The organism is Betaproteobacteria bacterium (assembly GCA_009377585.1).
In the GTDB taxonomy this organism is placed as follows: Bacteria; Pseudomonadota; Gammaproteobacteria; order Burkholderiales; family WYBJ01; genus WYBJ01.
Map to the genome: position 1 here is coordinate 24,705 of WHTS01000068.1, position 6,896 is coordinate 31,600.

Annotated in this window: 8 protein-coding genes; 5 read left to right on the top strand and 3 right to left on the bottom strand. The window is 68.1% G+C overall.

The genetic code is table 11. The features are described 5' to 3' along the window. Positions 1-84: 84 nt before the first annotated feature. The 3 genes from GEV05_19590 to GEV05_19600 all read right to left on the bottom strand — a co-directional run bounded on the left by GEV05_19590 (position 85) and on the right by GEV05_19600 (position 3,608). Positions 85-1,734, bottom strand: a complete 1,650-nt coding sequence (locus GEV05_19590) for a nuclease (protein ID MPZ45549.1) — start codon at positions 1,732-1,734, stop codon at positions 85-87. A gap of 220 nt (positions 1,735-1,954) precedes the next feature. Then, positions 1,955-2,590, bottom strand: a complete 636-nt coding sequence (gene cysC, locus GEV05_19595) for an adenylyl-sulfate kinase (protein MPZ45550.1) — start codon at positions 2,588-2,590, stop codon at positions 1,955-1,957. Next, the gene (locus tag GEV05_19600) at positions 2,571-3,608 is read right to left on the bottom strand and encodes a hypothetical protein (GenBank protein ID MPZ45551.1); all 1,038 of its coding nucleotides are present in this window, start codon (positions 3,606-3,608) and stop codon (positions 2,571-2,573) included. Before GEV05_19600 ends, cysC begins: the two co-directional genes overlap by 20 nt. Between GEV05_19600 and GEV05_19605 the strand changes: the two genes are divergently transcribed. The 5 genes from GEV05_19605 to GEV05_19625 form a co-directional block, all read left to right on the top strand. Further along, positions 3,588-4,037 (top strand): hypothetical protein, encoded by a 450-nt coding sequence (locus GEV05_19605; protein MPZ45552.1) that lies wholly within the window; start codon positions 3,588-3,590, stop codon positions 4,035-4,037. The genes GEV05_19600 and GEV05_19605 overlap by 21 nt on opposite strands. A gap of 37 nt (positions 4,038-4,074) precedes the next feature. Next, complete coding sequence (locus tag GEV05_19610; GenBank protein MPZ45553.1) at positions 4,075-4,959, top strand: hypothetical protein; 885 nt, start codon at positions 4,075-4,077, stop codon at positions 4,957-4,959. A 168-nt stretch (positions 4,960-5,127) separates the two neighbouring features. After that, entirely contained in the window at positions 5,128-5,598 is a 471-nt protein-coding gene (gene phnG, locus GEV05_19615; protein ID MPZ45554.1) for a phosphonate C-P lyase system protein PhnG, read from the top strand. Next, positions 5,595-6,200, top strand: a complete 606-nt coding sequence (gene phnH, locus GEV05_19620) for a phosphonate C-P lyase system protein PhnH (GenBank protein MPZ45555.1) — start codon at positions 5,595-5,597, stop codon at positions 6,198-6,200. Before phnG ends, phnH begins: the two co-directional genes overlap by 4 nt. A 1-nt stretch (position 6,201) precedes the next feature. Then, positions 6,202-6,896 (top strand): carbon-phosphorus lyase complex subunit PhnI (locus GEV05_19625; GenBank protein MPZ45556.1); only part of this gene is annotated, 695 nt, incomplete at its 3' end.

Below are 6,896 nucleotides of genomic sequence, written 5' to 3' on the forward strand. Positions count from 1 at the left end.
TCGAATCTCATCGATTATCGCAATGCTGCGCGCAGACCGTCGGCCGGCGAGCTGCCATGACCGCAATGTCCGCAGTCCGCTGCCTCAGCGGGTCGGCGGCAGGCGGTCCTGCAACAGATGCGCCGTGCGCTCCGAGACGATCAGCACGAGCTTCATGGTCGCGCGGGTCGCGCCGACGAACAGCCGCCGCGCGGCCGCATCGTCCAGCGCCTCGAAATCGATTTCGGTGAACACGACGCAGGGCGAGGCGCGGCCCTTGAAGCGGTGCACCGAGTCGATCAGTACGTCGCCTTCGGTGAAGGTCGCATTGCCGAGCAGATCGTACTGGCCGGTGGGGGCGCGCAGCCGGTAGGGTCCGAGCCGATCGTGGGACGCGAGCTGCGAATGCTCGCGCCCGCGATAAGTGACGACGGCGACGTGCGCACGCGTGAAGCCGAGGCCGATGCAGCGGGTGACCGCGCTGATCGTTTTTGCGATCAGCTCGCGGCTGTCGGCGTAGGTTGCGATGTCGACCTCCGAACCGGCAAGCGGGCTCCCCGCTTCGAGCGGGTGGTCGAGCGGCAGCACGCGGTTGAGCGTCTCGAGCACGTCCTTGGGGCTGCGATAGTTCACTCTGGAGCGCAGTGTCACCCAGCCCTCGAGCGGTATCGGCGCACGTCCGTACAGATTCTGCATCGGGTCTTCCAGCCACCAGGCGCGACCGCCGGGACGCAGGAAGCGCAGCAAGTTGCGCGCCCATTGCGCATGAAAGTCCTGTCCCTCGTCGACGATCAGCTCGTCGTACTGCTGCGCCGCGTCCGGCCGATGCACATCGAGCAGCGCCTCCAGGTGAGCGAAGGCGCCGGGCTGGCGGAAATCGGGAGGCTCGCCTCGTGTCCGCGCGATGCGATCGCCGAGCTGATGATAGGTTGCGATCTCGCCGCCCTCGGGGGCGATGAGCGCGACGTGATCGGCAAGCGGCCGGTTGTAGCAGACATAGAGCGGACGCCGGCTCTGTGCGACGGCATCGCGATAGACCGCCAGCGCGAGCTGGGTCTTGCCCGAGCCTGCGGTGCCGATCACGCGCAGCCGAAACGGCTCGAACTCGAGCCTGCGTGCCCAATGCGCGAGACCGCCGGAAAGCCGCGTGGAGAGCACCGCCGCCTCGCCGACCACCGCGTGCACTTCGGGCACCAGCTCCAGCGTATCGCTGAGAAAGCGGTGGATCCTGGCCTTGGCCGTCAGCACCTCGCCGGTCGCGGGCAGGATCGCGCGGATCGTGTCGAGCAGGCGATCCTTGCGCGCGGCGTCGACGATTCGCGCCGGGTCGATTCCCGCGCTGCCCGGTTCCTTCACCGTATAGTCGGGGCAGTAGAGCAGCGCGTCCAGCTCGACCTGTTCGCTCTTGCAGACCTGACGCAGGCGCGCATGCAGCGCCTCGGCCGAGCGTGCCATCTGGAACGGCACCTCCTCTTCCTTGCCCGAACGTCTCTTGACGAGCCCGCGCGGCGTCTCGAACAGCACACCGGTCTTCTGCTCGATCAGCAGCACCTTGCCGGTTGGGCCGACGAGCGCGAAATCGATCTCGCCGACGATCGCATAGTTGCCACGCTCGACGCGCGTCCAGTGCACGCCGTGATAGACGGTGTAGTCGCCGCTCAGCCCCGCGGCGAGCTGCCCCAGCGTCTGCAGCTCGCGTCCGGCAGCACCGCTGGCGTCGAGCTCGCGCCAGCCGTCGGGAATCACCCTGGCCATGGGTCCTGCCCTTCCGTTCTTGCACGCACCAGGGCGGATAATAGCCAGCCGGAGCTGGAACGGATGATCGGCAGGGTCAGTGTGCCGCGGCGCGGCGTGACGCTGAATGATCGATTCGCCGGTTGGGCTTGCCCGATTCGCCGCCGTGTCCTGCGGACGGGTGTGGCCTGCGCGTAGGGAGCGGAACCGGCTTGGGCCGGACGGGGGCGTGAGCCGCTGACTAAGCGGCTGCGTCGGAGGACTTCGGCTGGGTGCCGGGCGCCAGCGCGCGGATTGCTTGCCGCTGCACGAGAAGGTCGACGATGGCCCGCACGTTGCGTTCGCGGCTTTCGGTTACGGTCGACATGACCAGTTCCGGATCGAGCGGCAGTTCGTAAGGATCGTCGATTCCCGTGAACTGCCGGATGCGGCCGGCCCGGGCCGCCGCGTACAGGCCTTTCACGTCCCGAGCCTCGCACACCGCAAGCGGACAATCGACGAACACTTCGACGAACCGGCCGGGTTCGAACATGCCGCGCACTTCGGCGCGTGTCGCGCGATAGGGACTGATCACGGGACACAGCACGATGCCGCCGTGGCGTACGATCTCGGCGGCCACGAATCCGATGCGCCGGACATTGGTATCCCGGTCCGCGCGGCTGTAGCCCAGGCCCGTCGACAGGGACGCCCGAACGACGTCGCCATCCAGGATCGTGACGTAGCGGCCGCTGGCGATCAGCAGCTCGTGCAGCGCCAGGGCGGTGGTGGACTTGCCCGAACCGCTGAGCCCGGTGAACCAGACACAGATTCCGGAGTGCTGGCGTTCCACGCCGCCAGCGCTGCCGCCCGGCAAGCGGCTATCGTCCAAGAGCAGCATAGATCAGCATCCGCGCGCGGCTGCGAACCGTCGGTGGGTGGTTTTCGCGCAGGTAGCCGAATGCTTCCAAGGCATCCCCGGCATGGTCTTCGAAGATGATCCGGTCGGCCAGGCTCAGCGCTCTTCGCCACTGAAACACTTTCGCGTCGTCCGGTGGCGTGATCGAGCTGCCGTGCCACTGCAGGCTCTCCTGCGGCATTTCATCCCGAGCCGAACGGTGGTAATCCAGCATCGCGCGGTCGAAATCCTCTTCGATGTGCGCGCAGATGCGGCGCAGCTCCCGTTCCGGATTCCGCACCAGGTCTTCGTAGCGCACCTCCATGTAGTGCGCTCCGATCATGTTGCCGAGCTTCCGGGTCAACATCGTTTCCCAGCGCCATAGCGAGGCGATCCGCGGCATGCTGCAGACGCCCCAGCTTATGCCGCGGTTCGAGAGGGCCACGTCCCGGCCGTCCCGAACCACGTGAATGACCCTGCAGCCGGGGAAAAGCTGCCAGAGGATGTCCAGGTCGCTGCCGTAGCCCGGTGTCTTGTCGCCCCAGCGCGGCTTTCCCTTCGCCGCCGCATGGCGCTCGAATATGCTGCGGACCAGTTCCGCGTAACTGCGAGGCGAGGCAGCGAGCACCGCGGCGGGATCGGTCACCAGGCCGCCGCGTGCGACGTGGGGCTCGCCCCGGATATCGTCCAGCAGGCGCGCGATGTTGGCCGGCTGCGACAGATCGCCGTATTCGCCTGCACGCCGATGGTATTTCGGGATGAACGCGGATTCGAAGGGGACCACGAGACGCGGATGCGCATTGAGCATCAGGCGCAGCATCGTCGTTCCGGAACGTTGTGCGCCAACGACGAAGAAGGGGTTCGTATTCTGGTATGGCATGTTGTTGTTGGGAGCGGTCATGCGCGGACAATGCTCGACGCGCGTTACAGGAACATGACGCGAGGATGACAATCGCTGTTCGAGCGCGATGCGAGGATCGACGCGGCGGCCTTCACCAACATGGCGAGCGTCTCGCCGCATGTCGGCGCAGGCCGGCTGAAAGCGATCGGAATCAGCAGCCGCAAGCGTTCCGCCGTCGCGCCGGAGGTCCCGAGCCTGCACGAAGCGGGTCTGCCCGGATTCGAGTATGCAACCTGGTACGGCATGCTGGTGCCGGCGAAGACCCGCGCGTCGCTGGTCGATTCGCTGCAACGAGCCACGGCGCGCGTCCTGGCTGCGTCCGAGGTGGCGAAGCGGATTCGAGCAGCAAGGGCTCGAAGTCCATGCATCCGACGCTTCCCAATTCGGCGACTACCTGCGCGTGGAGATCGAGCGTTGGGCGCAGATCGTGGCTTCGGCCGCGATTCGCGTTCCGTGACCCGGCGCGGTCCGGTTCGCTTCAGGCCTTACTGCAATCGCCGTGTCCGACGCGCCCGCAGCATGGACATTTCTGTAACGATGGCCGCGTAGCATCCGGGCTTCCTCGAAGGCAACCTGGGAGCAGCGCATGCTGGTGAGATCGCTCGTCCTTGCCGCGGCCACGGCCGTTTCGACTCTCGGCCATGGCGAAATCACGAACCTGGACCTTTCCGGTTATCGGCTGGAACGCACGTTCGCGCTTCCGGCGCCGGCCTCGGCAGCGTCCGCGCTCGCTTACAACTGGGACCGCGGCACGCTCCTCGTGCTGGGAGACGCGGCCGATGCATTGATCGAGATCACCCGCACAGGCGCCGTGGTGAGCACCATGACCCTGATCGGATTCGGCGACGGGGAAGGCCTGACCTACATCGGCGACGGGTGCTTCGTGCTCACGGAACAACGGCTGCGCAGCGCCTGCCTGCTCCGGTACATGGCCGGCGCCTCGGCGACGCGCACACGCGTTCCCTCGATCTCGCTCGGCGCCTCGGACAGTATCGAGCGCGTCCCCCGTCAGCCGCCGAACGATGCGTCGATCGCGACCGGGACGAGCTCGCCGCAGGCGATCGACCTTGCCGGAGCCGACTTCGGCGCCGTCACGGCCGCGGTGGCGAGCCTGTTCGCGCCCACGCACGGTGTCCCGCGCGCGGCGGACGTCCGCGTGCGTTCCGGAGTTCCCTCGCCGCGTATCACTCATGCAGACGACTTTCGGATCCATGGCAGCGCGTCCATGCGCCCGGGCGGCGCACGGCACGGCGCCGTATTGAGCGTCTTCGACTTCTCGGTCGACGAGGACCCCGCCGACGGCATCCGCGTCGGTGGGTCCAGCGCGATCTGCCTGGTCGATGACGGATCGTCGGGACACGGCGGGATCGCGCCGGCGTCCCGGCCTGCCTCGGTGGTGCTGCTGGACGCGGATCTCGGGCTTCTCGTCTGCCGCCCCCAGGCGCTGGTGCGCGAGGCGGTGATGGCGTAGCTGCGCGCGGTCGTTGTCACCGTCTTGTCACGAAGCCTTCACGAAGCCTTCACGCGCGCGCCCTAGCATTTGCCTCGTCCGAATCGTCGATCCCTGGTTGCCTCGCGAATGACATCGATGCTGCAAGAAATGCCTGCTCATGCGCCGCTCGAGGCGCGCCGTGCCTGGATGGCGACGCTCGCCCGCGCGCCGCTCGACATGCTGGAGGCGGGATTCAAGTTCCTGCCCGTGCCGGGCTACACGTGGCTGCGCCGTCCCGAAACCGGCCTCTACATGGTGCGTGGGCGTGTCGGCGGCAGCGGCAACCGCTTCAATCTCGGGGAAGTGAGCGTGACCCGCTGCGTGCTGCGCCTGCACGAACATCACGTGGGCATCGGCTACGTGCTCGGCCGCTCGCACCGGCACGCCGAGCTGACCGCGCTCGCCGACGCCATGCTGCAGTCGGAGGCGCATCGGAAAGCCGTGCGTAACATCCTGCTCGCTCCCATCCAGCGTCACCTCGACGACGAGCGGCGTCGTATGGCGCGCAAGGTGGCTGCGACCCGCGTGGATTTCCTCACCGTGGCGCGGGAAAGCTCGGCGCTTGCCACGGACCCCGCTGCCGAGGGCGGGGGAACGCACGTCGGGGACGCGGCATGAGGCCGCAGATGGAGCTGGCCAGTATCGGGCGCGGGTTCGCCGACCCTGTGTTCGAGAGCCAGGCCGTATTCCGCCGCGCGCTGCACGCACTTTCGCGCCCGGGCGAGATCGTGGAGATCGACTGCCGGGCCGAGTTGCCCGAATGCCTTCCCCGCGCCGCGGGCGCGCTGCTGCTGGTGCTGCTCGATCAGGACACGCGCTTGTGGCTCGCCCGCTCGCCCGCGGGCGAGCGGGCCGCAGCGTACTTGCGCTTCCACACCGGGTGCGTACTGGTGAGCGATCCGGCCGATGCGGACGTGGCCTTCGTCGCTACGGCTCGCGACCTGCCTTCGCTTGCCGCGTTCGCGATCGGAACCGAAGAGCATCCGGAGCGCTCGGCGACGCTGCTGATCCAGGTCGACACGCTCGCGCCGCACGGCGGCTGGACGCTGCGCGGCCCGGGCATCGCCGAATGCGCATTGCTCGCATCCGGCGGGCTGGATACGCGATTCGTGCGCGAATGGAGCGCTCTGCAGCGCCTCTTCCCGCGCGGCATCGATTGCTTTCTCGCAAGCGGCGACCGGTTGGCCGGCCTGCCGCGCACCACCCGCATCGAGGCGTGACATGTACGTAGCAGTCAAGGGCGGCGAACAGGCGATCCTCGGTTCGCATGCGCTGCTGGACGAGCACCGGCGCGGCGACGTGGCGGTGCCGGAGCTGTCGCTCGCGCAGATCAGGCAGCAGATGCGGCTCGCGGTGGACCGGGTGATGACCGAGGCTTCGCTCTACGACTCCGAGCTCGCCGCGCTCGCGATCAAGCAGGCCGCCGGCGACGCGGTCGAGGCGATATTCCTGCTGCGTGCGTACCGGACGACCTTGCCGCGGCTGGGCTACACGTGCGCGCTCGACACGTCGCGCATGCAACTGCGCCGGCGCATTTCGGCCGCGTTCAAGGACTTGCCCGGCGGCCACATCCTCGGGCCGACCTACGACTACACCCAGCGCATGCTCGATTTTTCGCTGGCGGCGCACGGCCGCGCGCGCGCAAGGGCAGCCGAGACGAAGCTGGCCGCCGCGATGCCGGACGGCGCGGTTCCACGCGTTGCCGATCTGCTCGGAGCCGAAGGTCTGGTGGAGGCCGCGACGCCGGACCCGGGCGATCCGGAGCCCGCCGATCTCACACGCCAGCCGCTCGAGTTTCCCGCTTCGCGCGCCGAACGCCTGCAGAACCTCGCCCGCGGCGACGAAGGCTTTCTGCTCGCGATGGGCTATTCCACCCAGCGCGGGTACGCGCACTCGCATCCGTTCGCGGGCGAGAT

Coding starts and splice junctions, on each gene's coding strand:
- GEV05_19600 (MPZ45551.1), bottom strand. CDS start 3,608: ATGCGGCGAGACGCTCGCCATGTTGGTGAAGGCCGCCGCGTCGATCCT.
- GEV05_19605 (MPZ45552.1), top strand. CDS start 3,588: ATGGCGAGCGTCTCGCCGCATGTCGGCGCAGGCCGGCTGAAAGCGATC.
- GEV05_19590 (MPZ45549.1), bottom strand. CDS start 1,734: ATGGCCAGGGTGATTCCCGACGGCTGGCGCGAGCTCGACGCCAGCGGT.
- phnG (MPZ45554.1), top strand. CDS start 5,128: ATGGCGACGCTCGCCCGCGCGCCGCTCGACATGCTGGAGGCGGGATTC.
- cysC (MPZ45550.1), bottom strand. CDS start 2,590: ATGCTGCTCTTGGACGATAGCCGCTTGCCGGGCGGCAGCGCTGGCGGC.
- phnH (MPZ45555.1), top strand. CDS start 5,595: ATGAGGCCGCAGATGGAGCTGGCCAGTATCGGGCGCGGGTTCGCCGAC.
- GEV05_19610 (MPZ45553.1), top strand. CDS start 4,075: ATGCTGGTGAGATCGCTCGTCCTTGCCGCGGCCACGGCCGTTTCGACT.